The 14,212-nt window shown below is 38.3% G+C and carries 13 protein-coding genes; 2 read left to right on the top strand and 11 right to left on the bottom strand.

Going from position 1 to position 14,212, the window contains the following annotated elements; genetic code table 11:
- Window positions 1-6: 6 nt before the first annotated feature.
- The 8 genes from BMY50_RS20610 to typA all read right to left on the bottom strand — a co-directional run bounded on the left by BMY50_RS20610 (window position 7) and on the right by typA (window position 8,592).
- Window positions 7-711: a DUF5672 family protein gene (locus tag BMY50_RS20610; protein WP_093328440.1), complete on the bottom strand. Its 705-nt coding sequence runs from the start codon at window positions 709-711 to the stop codon at window positions 7-9.
- Window positions 708-1,637, bottom strand: a complete 930-nt coding sequence (locus tag BMY50_RS20605; RefSeq protein ID WP_093328438.1) for a glycosyltransferase — start codon at window positions 1,635-1,637, stop codon at window positions 708-710. Before BMY50_RS20605 ends, BMY50_RS20610 begins: the two co-directional genes overlap by 4 nt.
- A 15-nt stretch (window positions 1,638-1,652) precedes the next feature.
- Entirely contained in the window at window positions 1,653-3,140 is a 1,488-nt protein-coding gene (locus BMY50_RS20600) for a lipopolysaccharide biosynthesis protein (RefSeq protein ID WP_093328435.1), read from the bottom strand.
- 1 nt (window position 3,141) lies between these two features.
- Window positions 3,142-4,260, bottom strand: a complete 1,119-nt coding sequence (locus BMY50_RS20595) for a glycosyltransferase (protein WP_093328431.1) — start codon at window positions 4,258-4,260, stop codon at window positions 3,142-3,144.
- Window positions 4,261-4,262: 2 nt separating this feature from the next.
- The gene (locus BMY50_RS20590; RefSeq protein ID WP_093328428.1) at window positions 4,263-5,036 is read right to left on the bottom strand and encodes a class I SAM-dependent methyltransferase; all 774 of its coding nucleotides are present in this window, start codon (window positions 5,034-5,036) and stop codon (window positions 4,263-4,265) included.
- 84 nt (window positions 5,037-5,120) lie between these two features.
- Window positions 5,121-5,882: a TylF/MycF/NovP-related O-methyltransferase gene (locus BMY50_RS20585; RefSeq protein ID WP_093328425.1), complete on the bottom strand. Its 762-nt coding sequence runs from the start codon at window positions 5,880-5,882 to the stop codon at window positions 5,121-5,123.
- 150 nt (window positions 5,883-6,032) lie between these two features.
- Entirely contained in the window at window positions 6,033-6,716 is a 684-nt protein-coding gene (locus BMY50_RS20580; RefSeq protein ID WP_093328419.1) for a class I SAM-dependent methyltransferase, read from the bottom strand.
- A gap of 70 nt (window positions 6,717-6,786) precedes the next feature.
- A complete protein-coding gene (gene typA, locus BMY50_RS20575) occupies window positions 6,787-8,592 on the bottom strand; it encodes a translational GTPase TypA (RefSeq protein ID WP_093328416.1) in 1,806 nt (601 codons plus the stop codon).
- 227 nt (window positions 8,593-8,819) lie between these two features.
- Here typA and BMY50_RS20570 point away from each other — a divergent pair, with 227 nt between their 5' ends.
- The gene (locus BMY50_RS20570) at window positions 8,820-8,978 is read left to right on the top strand and encodes a FeoB-associated Cys-rich membrane protein (protein WP_093328875.1); all 159 of its coding nucleotides are present in this window, start codon (window positions 8,820-8,822) and stop codon (window positions 8,976-8,978) included.
- Window positions 8,979-8,981: 3 nt separating this feature from the next.
- On the opposite strand, the gene ispF is transcribed toward BMY50_RS20570, so the two are convergent.
- The gene (gene ispF, locus BMY50_RS20565) at window positions 8,982-9,461 is read right to left on the bottom strand and encodes a 2-C-methyl-D-erythritol 2,4-cyclodiphosphate synthase (protein ID WP_093328414.1); all 480 of its coding nucleotides are present in this window, start codon (window positions 9,459-9,461) and stop codon (window positions 8,982-8,984) included.
- A 395-nt stretch (window positions 9,462-9,856) separates the two neighbouring features.
- On the opposite strand from ispF, the gene BMY50_RS20560 reads away from it, so the two are divergent.
- Complete coding sequence (locus BMY50_RS20560; protein WP_093328412.1) at window positions 9,857-11,434, top strand: SUMF1/EgtB/PvdO family nonheme iron enzyme; 1,578 nt, start codon at window positions 9,857-9,859, stop codon at window positions 11,432-11,434.
- 272 nt (window positions 11,435-11,706) lie between these two features.
- On the opposite strand, the gene BMY50_RS20555 is transcribed toward BMY50_RS20560, so the two are convergent.
- Window positions 11,707-13,212: a DUF4270 family protein gene (locus BMY50_RS20555; RefSeq protein WP_093328410.1), complete on the bottom strand. Its 1,506-nt coding sequence runs from the start codon at window positions 13,210-13,212 to the stop codon at window positions 11,707-11,709.
- A gap of 108 nt (window positions 13,213-13,320) precedes the next feature.
- Window positions 13,321-14,145: a glycogen/starch synthase gene (locus tag BMY50_RS20550; RefSeq protein WP_093328407.1), complete on the bottom strand. Its 825-nt coding sequence runs from the start codon at window positions 14,143-14,145 to the stop codon at window positions 13,321-13,323.
- Between the last annotated feature and the right edge of the window lie 67 nt (window positions 14,146-14,212).

Genomic DNA, 14,212 nt, shown 5'->3' with positions numbered 1-14,212 from the left:
CAAGTATTAGTATTTTACAATATACTTTCTCCAAAATTCGGGTTGATATTTTTGCCAAGCATGGCAGCCAAAGGGGAGTCGATGTTGTGTAAGCTCAAAAGATTGTGCTGGATTTCTTTCGAATGCAAACAACAGTGCTTCTTTGGCCGATGGTTTTTTAAACGGTACAAATAAAGTCCATAACAGGTCTTCGTTTTTCGGCAGAAACTTAAAAAGCAAACTTACCCAATTACTCCACCTAATATGACTATTTACTTTTCTCAATGAAAGGCCGCCATTTCCTACCTTGTTCACTAACTTCTTAGAAAGATTAATGATCGGCTTTTTTCCGGAGGTGATTGGAGGGGCTTCTAACCAAGGGGCACCAATATAGTCGTATCCCTGTTCCGTCCAGTTTAATAGGTCATCTTGAAATACCCAAGCATCAAGCTGGTATAAAAGGATATAATCGTAATTAGCGAATGATTGATAGAAAAAACGGCTTGTTAAAAGCTTACTATAACCTGATACCCCTTTGAAGAAAGCGTCATCGAAACGTTTTATTTTTAAAGGTTTATCCGTTAAGGCCTCGTAATAGGATGTATTTAAAGAGGTTGGTGCAACAAGGATGATCGGATAATTATGAAGTATTTCCGTGCACTGCCAAAAGGAGTATTTCTCGTCACTATCGGCAAGTTCCTTATAGACAGGAATAACAATGGCTACGCTCATTTTCCTAGTTTACTTTTGAGATTAAACCATTTGTTGATGATGAATTTTTTTCCTCTCTTCAACCAGGAACCTTTTCGATGTTTATAGAAATTTTTAATTTCGGTAAGCGCAAGCGCATCCTCCCTGATAATTTTCGGAAAAGATGAAATAGGCTTTCTAGAAAGATGCACTTTATAAGTATCTTCAATAATAGAGTGGACACCGGAACCATCATGACCTATATTCTCGATTAATGATTTAGCAGGATAAAGAACCAAACCCCTTTTAAGAAATACAGAAGCATGCCAGCGAATCGCCCATGAATCATTCTTTCCTTCTTTAAAGTCTTGGAATTGTTTCCAGTAATTCATCATTGTACCATCCACTGTAAATTGATGAATTTTTTCCTCATTAAATTGTTTATTTAAATGATGTATATCGGCGTCAAAAGAATTCCAGGCACGCTTCCAGGTTGCCCAGCCCCAACTGTTAATGGAGCGTAAAAAGAACGTTTCGGGGAGGTGTTTATCATGCTTAAGCGGAAACATATAAGCGGCTACCTGCATCACTGCTGACTCGTTCTCATAAGCAGTGAGCGCTTCATTAAAGTAGGTAAGTGTATAAGGCGATGATAACAGATCATCTTCAAAGACGATGATTTTACCATATTCATTAACCAATTGCGTTACGCCGGCTATGATGGAGGACGCTAAGCCCATGTTATTCGTCCGCTTAATAAGTTTTACAGATTTAAAACCATTTATCTCATTGATGAGCGCTCTGGTTTGTTCCACTTTTTCTTCATCTGCAGGATTTTTCGGAGCATCCGAAAAAACAAAGAGCCGCGTTTCTTCAGCTAAAATATTTTGTTGTAAATATTTAATTGTCCGCCTCGTATGTTCCGGTCGGTTGTATACAAATAGAGCAATAGGAGCAAGATTCTGCATGATGGTATAAACGTACTATTTTATTTTTTTCCGTAGAATATATTTATCAATCATTTCATTGATATCAGTCGAAATTCGAAAACAATAGGTTAATATGCCAAAAATTAGTCCTACAATACTTGACCGTATGATGATATCAAATACAAAATGAGGTGCTTTTGGAATATAATATCCTACTACCAAACTTATCATCGAGATAATTATTATTAGTACAATTTTAAAATTAAATGGTTGTAGCTTAAATTTTAATTTCAAGTATAACCAAAAGCTAAAGTTTGTTACTAGCATGGTAAGCAAATAACTTAAAGCTGCTCCTTCAAGCCCGTACGTAGGAATTAACAGTATATTGAACAAACAACAAGCTGCAGCAGCGAAGAGTAAGAAAATCATTACTAAGCGGTATTGCTTGGAGAAACCTATAATGGCTTGATTAATTCCACCGGTAGCATCCACTAAAAAAGCAAGGCCTACGATAATAAGTACATCAAAATAACCGGGATACTCTGGTTTTTTTAGCAGGATTAACAGGCTATCTCTATTTACGATCAATCCGATCAGCAATAGACTGCCTGCTAAACACTGTATTAAAGTAGTCTTTTTATATATTTTACCTATCTTACCTAGATCATTTTCTTTCCAGGCATTCGCGATAATTTGATAAGAAGTAATGTTCAGGGCCCTGGATGATAAGGTGATAATCTGAGCCATAGCAAAAAATGTCGCATATATACCAACCATTCCCTCACCCATAAAAATCTTGAGCATGATGACATCGAGATTCTGTAAAAGAGCAAAAGAACTTCCTCCCAACATCGAATAGAAGCCAAAACGCAACATATGGATGTATTCTTTTTTTAAAAGGGGCTCTGGTTTTGCAAATTTATACACCTTTATTTTATATAGGTACCAGGTGATGATGAGGACAATCAATATATTCCCTGCCAGGTATAGATCGATAAACCCTTTATAAGTTAAGGTGCCTAAAGCAATAAGAACAGCTCCAACGGTGCTGAACAGGCGCAATACTACTTCCCGCAAAAAGGAAGGGAAAATAGTTCTGAAAGCGGTACGGGCAAAAGATTCTTGAACGAGATAAATGGTGGCGCAAATAGCGATAGGTAAAAAATATGGATAGTACCGATCCATTAAGGACGCGCCGCCATCACCGGCTTTTAGGGCAATTACTTCGTCCTTTAATACAAAGAAACCTATGCTGAATATGGAAAAGGTAATAGCACAAATAATAAAAATATAGGTGGCAAAACCATAATGATGATTATCCTTTGTTCTGAAGACGGGTAAAAATCGCGTAATAACGTTGCTGATACCTAGTGTTGCAAACTGAATATATAAGAGGACCAGTGCGATCAGGATATTATAGAAGCCAATCTCTTCCAGCGTGAGACTGCGCTGGAAAATAATCATAAGATTAAGAAATCCTATTGCAGTACCAGCATAGAGCGAGATGCTATTTAATATACCCTGTTTTTTGATTAGATTCATATTAACACCTAGCCGCTTTTTGCAGAACAGCGTCTAGCTTGGCTATCTGTTCTGTTATGTTGTAATGTTTAAGTATATGAGCATGTGCCGCATTTCCCATCGCTTCCGCCAATGCACGGGAAGATGCTATTTCAACCATTCTACTTGCCATCGCCTCTTTATCGTATTCGTCGACTAAAAAGCCCGTTACACCATCGATTACGGCCTCTTTAATCCCTGCATGCTTCGTACTAATGATTGGTAATCCAACCGCAGAGGCTTCCAGTATGGTGTTTGGTGTCCCCTCCATATCACCGTCAGCTGCCGTTACAGAGTGCTGAACGTAGCAATAGGTATCGGCCATGATTTTTATGATTTCTGGTCGACTTAATACACCCGTAAAAGTTATACTTTTTTCAAGAGCTAAGTCCCGCATGAGCGATTGTGCTGCTTGTAATAACGGACCGTCACCCACCATTCGTAATTTGGCATTAGGGAATTTATCAATCACTTCCGCAAATGCAGATATAACTATTAAGGGCGCTTTTTTATCGACCAGTCGACCTATAAATAAAAAATTAAGCTGTTCTGATAGGTTGCTTTGCTTAAATAACGAAGTATTTACGCCATAAGGAATTAATTTTATTTTTTCTTCAGACGCACCTAATCTAATAAGGCTATTACGCATATCTCCCGAAACAACCACTAAAGCAGCGGCGTATGCAAAAGCCCGCTGATATAATTCTTTAAAAGAAGCTAAAAGTTTATAACGATGAGCATCCACGCCATGAAAATGTATTACCAGGGAAATGCCCGCCATTGAGCAAGCCTTGGCAATAGTCGCTCCAACGGTTCCGTACTCCGCCAAAACCACGGAGATTTGATGCTTTTTGAGGTATTTAACAAGTGCCTTATTTCTAATAGAAATATCCCTTTTCTTAAAAATTCTCTTCTGTATAAGGTAGTAAGCTATGCCAAGCCAAGAAGAAATAAGAAATTTTCCATTAGGTTGATATAAAGGAAAGTCACCCCCATATAGAATGTACTTTTCTCCTTTCAGTAAATCAATCTGGGTCTGAATAAATGTCTCTGAATAGCTTGCTTTATTAGGCTTTATAATACATATATTAAAAGAATCCATGCTTACTTCAGTTTTTTTCTAGCATTCATTTCTTTTATTCTACCCATTAGTTTGTTTTGAATTCGGTTTATACCTCTCGCAATTTTATGTTGAAAACTTACAGGTTTTGAATGAAAAAAAGCTTTCTCAAAATCGCTGTTCTTCTCAAAAACAATATGCGCATAGTCCCCCACGTTCCAAATATCTTTAATTTTATATAAAAGTACTTCGGTATCTGTGTCCAATGCCAATTGGTTCACAACGGATAAAGAGATATGTTCATCTACCGGTTGCATGGTTTCTGGTTTATGTACGGCAGACCATTTTAAGTTATGAGGAGTGGGCACCGACAATACTAATCGGCCTTTGTTATTTAATAGTTTTTTAATGGCGGCATGTACAGTTGGACGGTCGTGAACAGCAATATGTTCATAGACATCCATGAAAATAATTAAGTCAAATGTTTCATTAAAAGTTTCGGGAGTTAAAATTCCCTCAACAAACTTGGTTTTACTATTAGCAAAAAGTTTATTCGCTATTTCTATTGATTTAGTACTGATATCTATGCCAGTAATATAGGCATTGGGCCATTTTTTATGCATACGGCTACAAACCCCACCAACGCCGCAACCTACTTCGAGCACCTTTAATGGGGTGTTTTGCTTCGGTTTGTAGGCCAAGATGGTTTTCCAGACCGCATCTACCCTCGGATTCCCATAGAGGTAGTTGTGAAGCTTGGTCTGTACTACTGTATTATAATATGAAATTATTTCTTCTTCTCTCAATTGATCTGACATGATATGCTATCTGTGGCCCTAAAGTTAAAGGGGTTTTTTCGCAAATACAACATAAAGCAATAGACTATTTAATATACACTGCTTTTAGTGTTTAATAGCCATCCTTCCTGAGTAATCAATGCGGTGCAGAAACAAAGAAAGTTTTTGGGATGTTATATATTCGTCTACTGCTTTACGTGCGCCCTTCCAATGGCCATAATCGTCAATAATGATTATTCCTCCCGGAACGAGCAAGGGGTAAAGGTACTTTAATTCATGAGCGGTAGATTCGTACCAATCTGTATCTAACCTTAGCAAAGCTATTTTTTGAGGGACGGTTTGAGGAATAGTGTCTTCAACTTTCCCTTTGATATAATGTATCTGCGAAGCAGGATAATTAAGACTATTAATGTTTTTTTCCACTTCCTCCAGGGCGGAATAACACCAATTTGATGCAGCCACTTGTTTATTACCTGGGCCAAGCATTTCATCGGCAGCTAAACCTGTGAAAGTTTTGTCATGTTCAGTAGGTTCAGACATGCCTTCAAAAGTATCATAGAGGTATATTTCCCTGCTTTTATCTTTTGCTTTTAATAAAGTATCAATAGCTGCCATGGTGCTCCCTCCTTTCCAGACCCCACACTCTACAAAATCACCTTGAATATTATTTCGAACGAGATGATTTACGGCCGCACATAAAGCCGCTACTCGCTCGGGCGTGGTCATGGTAAAGAGTCTTATCTTATTGTAGGTGTCGATAGTAGGTTCGTCAAAGTCGGCAGGTAAACCGTTTATCAACCCGTTGTCTGTTTTTACCAAATCGTAACCCGATTTATTAAAAATTCCACGTATTATTTTTCTTAACATCTAGTTTTGTTTATTTCTTATGTCAAGCTTGCTATTCTTTTTACCTTATCCGTGTAACCCGTATTAGGTGCTCTTCCGATAATACCTACACCAAATGTAAAGGGGAATTATTTCTTTCTCTTAGCTGGTCTGCTATCTGTAAACCTTAAGTTAAAGAGGTTTTTTCGCAAATACTACGTACAGTGCAGCATCTCTATTGCGTTGGCTCTGTGAATGAATCTTGTCAAATAGGAATATGACCGACTGCATGATGAGCGCAGTAAAACCATGTAAAAATTTAGGTAATTTATTAATTAATGCATCTTGAAACAATTGTAAACCACTTGCTGATAAACCCAGGACTCCGGTAAATTCTTTTATTTCAAAATTTCTGCTTGCGATAAGTTTTTGTAAACCAGCGCTTGTCCAGCGCCAATAATCATAAGGAGTAGGATGGTAATACCAGTAACCATGTGTAGAAAGTATTAATGTACCGCCAGGTTTAAGAAGCCGCCAGGCCTCATCCAGGTAGCCTTCAGGCGAATCAACATGCTCCAAAACCTGATTAGATAAAATGATATCCGTAAATTCGTCGGGAAGGGTTGTTTTACTGTCGTAATCGATATGATGATGTGCTAGCGGGTTAATTTTTAGATCCACGCCAATATAGTTTTTGACTAATGGTTCTATTGCCTGGTGGTATGGCATTTCACCACATCCAAAATCAATTAAATCGAGATCTTTCTGACTTGAAGAGATGTTACGGATAATTTGTAAAGTAGTATCCCTTAATTTAGAGAGTGCCACATATCTTGTGTTAAAAATAGTGGGATTTAAGCGTTTGTTCCTTTGCATAGATGGAATAAATGTATGCAATTAACGCAAAAAGGCAGCCAAAAGCTGCCTTTTTGTAAAAAAAATCATTTTATTGGAATTTCTTCGCATTTACTTTACGTTCATTTTCTGTTAAGTAAATTTTGCGTAAACGAATGCTTTGAGGCGTAACCTCAATATATTCGTCTGCCTGGATATATTCCATGGCTTCTTCTAATGAAAATTTGATAGCAGGAGCAATACGCGCGTTATCATCACTTCCCGATGCACGCATATTGGTAAGTTGTTTTCCTTTCACAATATTCACCACTAAATCATTATCACGTGTATGTTCCCCCACAACTTGTCCTTCATAAATATCCACACCTGGATCTACAAAGAAGCGGCCTCTATCTTGTAATTTATCAATTGAATAAGCGGTGGTTTGACCTTTATCCATCGAAACGAGTACTCCTGCTAGGCGTCCAGGTATCGTGCCTTTCCACGGTTGATAATCTTTCATACGATGTGCCATCACCGCTTCACCTGCAGTTGCGGTTAAAACATTATTTCGTAAACCAATAATTCCGCGGGAAGGAATTTCAAATTCAAGATGCTGCATATCTCCCTTGGTCTCCATAATTAAAAGTTCTCCTTTACGTTGGGTAACTAATTCAATTACTTTACCGGAAACTTCCGCCGGAACATCCACCACTAAGGTTTCGATTGGCTCACACTTTTTGCCGTCAATCTCTTTTAGAATTACTTGGGGTTGCCCTACTTGCAATTCGTATCCTTCTCTACGCATTGTTTCAATCAGAACCGACAAATGGAGAATCCCTCTACCATATACCAGAAAAGCATCAGCAGAATCTGTTGGAAGTACTTTAAGGGCTAGGTTTTTTTCCATCTCTTTATGTAGACGGTCGTGTAAGTGACGAGAAGTTACAAATTTACCCTCTTTACCAAAGAAAGGTGAATTATTGATGGTAAACAACATATTCATTGTTGGTTCATCAATGTGTATTACTTCCAGTTGCTCCGGGTTTTCAAAATCAGCAATGGTATCGCCTATTTCAAATCCTTCAATACCTACTACAGCACAGATATCACCTGAAGCTACTTCCTGTACCTTTACTTTACCTAAACCTTCAAAAGTATACAGTTCCTTTACGCGAGATTTTACTATTTTACCATCACGTTTAACTAAAGAAACAGGCATGTTTTCTTTGATATTGCCCCGAGCAACACGGCCAATAGCAATTCGTCCTACAAATGAAGAATAGTCTAGTGAAGTAATTTGCATTTGCAAGGTACCCTCAAAGTAAGGTGCAGGTGGGATATGTTCTAGAATGGCATCTAATAACGGGGTAAAATCTTCCGTTGGAGTTTTCCAGTCGGTAGACATCCAGCCCATTTTCGAAGAACCGTACAATACAGGAAAATCAAGTTGCTCTTCCGTAGCGTCTAAATTAAAGAACAGCTCAAAAACCTGCTCATATACTTCTTCAGGGCGACAGTTTTCTTTGTCTACTTTATTTACAACTACAATTGGCTTCAAGCCTAATGCTAATGCCTTTTGGGTAACAAAGCGCGTTTGAGGCATAGGCCCTTCAAATGCATCTACTAATAAAATTACCCCATCGGCCATTTTTAAAACACGTTCTACCTCACCTCCAAAGTCGGCGTGACCAGGGGTGTCAATAATGTTTATTTTAATATCATTGTAACGTACGGAGACGTTCTTAGAAACAATGGTAATGCCTCGTTCACGTTCTAGATCGTTGTTATCTAAAATGAGTTCTCCCATTTGTTCGTTCTCACGAAAAAGGTTCGTAAAATGTAAGATTTTGTCAACCAACGTCGTTTTCCCGTGGTCAACGTGTGCGATAATCGCAATGTTTCTAATTTTCTGCATCAAGCAAATACTTATATTTCAAATGTTAAATAAATTACATACATTAGCCTAATAGATATAATTTATCTTTGTTTAGTAACTTATAGATAGCATTGCTAATATGTAAATTTTGCGCAAAGGTAGTTATTCAGATTGATAATTTTTTATGTAAGATAATTTTTTTTAAGCCGAGGATCTTATTAACTATAAATGACATAGGTAAAAAAAAGAATCAATATCTTTGTAAGATGGATATACAAATGATTATCGTTTTTTTGTTGTTCGCTTTAGCAGCCGTCTATTTAGGTAAAATGCTTTACAGTAATTTAAAACCTAAAAAGGGTAACTCCTGTGGTGCTAACTGTAAATGCGGAGTCGACTTTTCTAATGTTACCAAGAACAGCTAAATTTTAGATTTTGTTAATTAGGCATACTGCATAGGCAACAAGCCCTTCTTTCCTGCCTATAAAACCCATCGTCTCGTTTGTGGTTGCCTTAATGGAGATATCCTCTTCGTCTAATCCAGTAGCAAGGGCGATCTGTTTTTTCATAGCCGGAATATAAGGTTTAATCTTAGGTGCCTCCAAACATAGCATCGCGTCGATATTACCTAAATCCCATCCTTTGCCATTTAGGAGCTTAATGCATTCTTGAAGTAATATTAAACTGCTAATCCCTTTCCATTTCTCCTCTGTATTGGGAAAATGGTAACCAATGTCTTCTAGGTTGGCAGCTCCCAAAATAGCATCGCATATAGCATGTACCAGTACGTCAGCGTCCGAGTGACCAAAGGCGCCTGAATGATGATCTAACGCTACACCGCCGAGGATAAATGGATGGCCTTCTTTAAGTTGATGTACATCGAAGCCGAAGCCTACCTTAATTTTCATTTTATATCATTTTATTTAATGATGCAGTTGTCACGAGCATATGCTTTATCCATGTTTAGATTAATAACAGTTCGTAATACTGCCTAGTTTATATATTTCTTTAATTTATTTGGTATCTAGCAACGTTTTGGCTTGTTCATTCCGTTCAGTATTTTTATTCTATTCCTGTATGTTGTAAAAAGATGAAGAAATAATTTGGCTTTTACATTATTCAAAATGAGCATTTATCGTCGTTTAGCACCACTTTTTCCAAACATATTAAATTCGTACAACAAATAAAAATATACAATCTCATTTCCTAAAATAAGAGATGTATAGTGGGTACTGCTTATCCCGGTTGTTGTAATTAATGGAATATGCTAATTTTGGGTGTGGTGTTGTATTTGTATAATCTTATGAGCAGAAATTTTACTTTTTTAATAGTTGTAGTTTGTTTTTTTACCCTCGCATTTTTCGGATGTAGTAAAAAGAATGGGATGGGAGATCGGTCATCAAAAACCGGTATGAAATACAACGATCCTCATAATGGAGGCTTTCAGGTTAATAGAAAGGTGAAACCAGGGCCTGGTCCGGGTTTGGTGGTGATCGAAGGGGGAACCTTTGTAATGGGAGGAAGCTTAACGGAAGATCTTGGTTACGAAAATGATAATAAAAGAAGACGAGTTACGGTGGCGTCTTTTTATATGGACCAAACAGAAGTATCTAATGTTGACTGGTTGGAATATCTTTATTGGCTAAATCAGAATTTTCCTGACGATCGGGAGCTTTATTATAATGCGATACCCGACACCTTGGTTTGGCGGAATCCTCTTTCATATAATGAGCCCTATGTAGATAATTATTTACGGCACCCTGCCTATCAGGATTATCCTGTAGTTGGCGTTACCTGGGAACAGGCAAATGATTATTGTGTATGGAGAACGGATAGGGTGAATGAAGAAATTTTAAGGTCAAAGGGTATATTAATAGACTATAAGAGCAAATCCGAAAAAGCTGTCAATGAATCTGCCCAGCCTTTTAATACAGATATCTATCTAAATGGCCAATATAGAGGGGAGGGGGTTGATGGTAAGAATATGCCGAAAGACTTAAGGCCAGGGGCCGAAAAGGAAGCAAGGAGGCCGGTAAGGTTAGAAGATGGTTTCCTTAAGCAACCTTATCGCCTGCCGACAGAGGCAGAATGGGAGTATGCAGCACTTGGACTTATTGGCAATACTGTTTACGGCAATGTAGAAGGATATAGAATTTATCCCTGGGATGGCTTAGGAGTACGCTCGGCGAAGAGGAAGACGCAAGGACTTATTATGGCTAACTTTAAATTAGGTGCTGGAGATAACATGGGTACGGCAGGGTATTTAAATGATGCTGGCGATATCACAAAACCCGTTGCGTCCTACTTAGCGAATGATTTTGGCTTATACAATATGGCTGGGAATGTAAATGAATGGGTAGGAGACGTCTATCGGAAGTTGACTTATGAAGACTTCGAAGATTTCAATCCTTTCAGAGGCAATGTATACGTCAATAAACAATTTGAAGATGCCGAGAAAGGGATTTATGCGAAAGATAAGTATGGCCGCCCCATAAAAGAGATGGCTAAGGCACCTAGAAAGCAAACATGGGAGGAATTGCAGGCGAATTCCGGTGCACAAAATACGGAGGAGGCAAATGTTTATGATCCCGATATGCGAGACTTTAACGACCCGGTAAATGATTCGCTTTACGGAAAAACGACCTTGGTTAATAATAAATCGAGGGTATATAAGGGTGGCTCTTGGAATGATCGTGCGTATTGGCTGAATCCGGCAACTAGGAGATATATGCAACAGGATGAATCATCGGCTACGGTGGGCTTCCGATGTGCAATGACTTTAGTAGGGAATCCAGAGATTAATTCGGTTAGTATGCCGAGATTCAAAGCCGCTAAGACGAGAGCAAAAGTTGGACGTGCAAATTCAAAGGCTGCGCCTTAGCAAGGATAATAGTACATCTTTTTAAATGAGAATGAAGAACTAACTCATAAGGTGATGCTTTTTTTAACGTCCTTAATGAATGGTTGGGACAGTGCGGTTATAATTTCCTTAGTGATGATATTACAATAAATAGAAGACTAAAGAAACGGATAGTTCTCTAGAAAATAGGGAGAACTGTAATACATGTATACGAAGTAATCTACTTTCAACAAAAAAGACATCGAAATTTTCGATGTCTTTTTTGTTGAACTCAATAAATTAAGGAAAAAACCCTACTCCAATTCCGTATAATAGATATTGAGCTTCGTTCTATTCTCTACTTTTTGTGTTGCTTCTTCCCTATTGAATCCTTTAAGAATCGTACGCGTAGGCGTGGTGATATCGGCCCAGAAAGGTATAGAGGTATTGTTTGCATTTGCAGGAGAAATATATACTGCCGAATTTTGAACTTTTCCTAAAATAACGTCCTGTACAAAGGATGTCATATTAAATACATAACGTTTGTTGTCTTTATTATAATAACCACCTAAGGCTAATGGACCAACTATAGTGTACTGTGAGCGGAGATCTGGCCGCGGTCTGGAATCCCCGTCCGGTATAGGCTGATTTCTGCCCGCTACATCTTTTCTATATAAGGTTAATCTTGGCGCTGGGGCACTTGTTGTGCCCAAATTTTCCTCATCCACATAGACCACCAGTTCCGCTTTATTGATCGCTATTTTCTTTCCTTTAAGCTGGTCAAGATAAGGAAAGGATATCTGCGTTCTTAGCCCTCCCATAGATTGAGCGTAAACGGTAGTATGATTAGCCGTTTGATTGGCTAACTGACTTTGTACAGCTGCAGAGAATGTTCTGTTAACACTGGCCGACATAAAAGAAGTGGCCGAAGAGGACTGACTGGATGTTACAGGGATAGGGAAACTTTTAGTAAGCGTGTCTGTCTTGCCTTCACTATCCGTTACTCTGTAAGTGACCAATAGACCATTCGGCGTAGTGCCATCTGAATTAGCCATTGCTAATGTGCTGATACCTCCGATGCCTTGCTGGCTTCCTGTGTTAGTTGTCAAATAAAAGCCCTTTACATGTTCTCTAAAGCCTGCGCTTGTATTTACAGTACTGGAGTCGAGCGAATGGGCTAGTAAGCTTCCTACAAAAGCATTGTTTAGTCTTATCCGCAATTGAGGGCCAACCTTGGCAATACTGTCTTTTCCATCGCTTCCGCGCATCGTGATCGTAATGCTGTCTTTCAAGTTAAACCTTCCTATCTGCGCGCTACCTATTTGCTCATTTTTTACAGGCCAGTTTTTTGAGCTATAGTAAACAGTGTTTGAATTATAGGTTTCATCAAGCTGCTTAAGCTCCACAAAAAATTTAGAGGATAGGGTGTCCCCAACAAAAGAATCACCATATTTTACAACTAAAACAGCCGAATCAATTTGTGCATTTTCAGGTAAACGAATGTCACCCGAAGAAGGGCGGTCAACTGCAAGCGCTACATTTGCCTGTGTTTCACCCAGCACATCATCTTTAACATAACCAAATGGAAGTTGATTAATTTGAATAAGCGGTATATTGGTGTTTGAATTACCTATTTGATTGATACTTCTTGCACTGTCATCCCGTACGGTTGTTGTATGAAGTGTTAACGTATCATTTAACGTACCATAAAAAGAATCGCCAGGATTTTGATCCAACCCAATACCCGATGGGTTTTTACAGCTGCTTAAAATAAAGAGACTTATTAACAGTGTCAATAAGTCTCGAGTGTGATATTTCATTCGAAAATAATTTGTCCTTTTTAGAGCTACATAAAGCTAATCGTTCCTCTTAAAAGAGGCCGGCGCTTTCAAACAACCTGTTACCAGATCTTGCAGCAGAATTCTAACCTATGCTACTGTTTCTAACTCTTCGCTAGAAAACTGTTCGTAAAGGTTGCAATAATTTTCGAATTCTGCGTCATTTTTGCAGTCAGTAACCGGAATTTCGCTCTTTTTAACAATATTTAACAGTTTTTCATCGATGTTTTCTTCTGATAAAACTATCGCATCTGCGTAACTGATCGCTCCGTTATAAAGGCCAAAATAGTCAGCCGAATTATAATTGACTAGATCTTCAGTTTTCATGTTTCCTGTAAGAGCCTTCTCAGAGAGTCTTGGGTGAAACTCATGATCAAATTTATCTGCATATAAAGAATAAATGATCTTCGCATCCTTAAAAGTAGGATCATCTTTATAAGCAGTTTTTACATAAGCCGGGACTAAAGCACTCATCCATCCATGGCAGTGTACCACGTCAGGCGACCAGCCTAATTTTTTAACCGTTTCCAATGCTCCTTTACAAAAGAAAATTGCCCGTTCATCGTTGTCTTTGTAGAATTTTCCCTCTTTATCCGTAAACACATGTTTACGTTGGAAATATTCCTCATTATCTAAAAAGTAAACTTGCATTCTGGCAGCAGGTATGGATGCTACTTTTATAATAAGCGGATTGTCGTTATTATCCACTACGATGTTCATCCCGGATAATCTAATTACCTCATGTAAGCGATTTCTGCGCTCGTTAATATTGCCAAAACGAGGCATCAGTATACGTATTTCAAAGCCCTTCTCCTGCATTGCCTGCGGTAACTCTCTTGTTATCTCAGAAATTTTGCTAAGTTCCAGGAAAGGCGACATCTCGTGGGTAATGTACAATATCTTCGTTTTTGCCATCTCCAATAAATTATATTTTAGAATTTTTGAAAAGTGATGCTATCCTACGCAGTCGGTGCTGCAGCTC

It is taken from the genome of Olivibacter domesticus (assembly GCF_900109575.1).
Classification (GTDB): Bacteria; Bacteroidota; Bacteroidia; order Sphingobacteriales; family Sphingobacteriaceae; genus Olivibacter; species Olivibacter domesticus.
Note: the sequence above shows the minus strand (reverse complement) of the source record. Positions and strands in the feature narration are given on the sequence as shown.